Source organism: Alsobacter sp. SYSU BS001988, assembly GCF_054796215.1.
In genome coordinates this window covers 1-482 of record NZ_JBTAMK010000061.1, presented here as the reverse complement: position 1 = coordinate 482, position 482 = coordinate 1, and the positions used below count along the sequence as shown (strand labels likewise).

At 69.5% G+C, this 482-nt stretch carries 1 protein-coding gene; it reads left to right on the top strand.

Going from position 1 to position 482, the window contains the following annotated elements; all coding sequences use genetic code 11:
* On the top strand, positions 1-482 hold a 482-nt coding region (locus ACYVO7_RS25805; protein WP_460452620.1), incomplete at both ends, for a chromate transporter.

Sequence of the window (482 nt, the reverse complement as noted above, 5' to 3'; positions counted from 1 at the left end):
GGCGAGATGCTGGACGGCCTCGGCATGGCCGAAACCACGCCAGGCCCGCTGATCATGGTGTTGCAGTTCGTGGGGTTCATGGCGGCGTTCCGCGACCCAGGGAGCCTCTCGCCGATGCTGGCCGGGACGCTCGGCGGCCTCTTGGCCACCTGGGTCACCTTCGCGCCGTGCTTCCTCTGGATCTTCCTGGGTGCGCCCTACATCGAGGTTCTCCGCGGCAACAAGGCGTTGGCGGGAGCGCTGTCGGCCATCACGGCCGCCGTGGTCGGCGTCATCCTGAACCTGGCCATCTGGTTCGCCGTGCACGCCCTGTTCCGCGAGCTGCGGCCCGTCAGCACGCTCGGCCTCCGCTTCGATATGCCGGTGCTGGCCAGCGTCGATCTGTGGGCGCTGGCGCTCTCCATCGCGGCGATCGTGGCCATGTTCCGGTTCAAGGTCGGGATGATCCCGACGCTGGCGGCCTGCTCCGCCGCCGGGGTGGC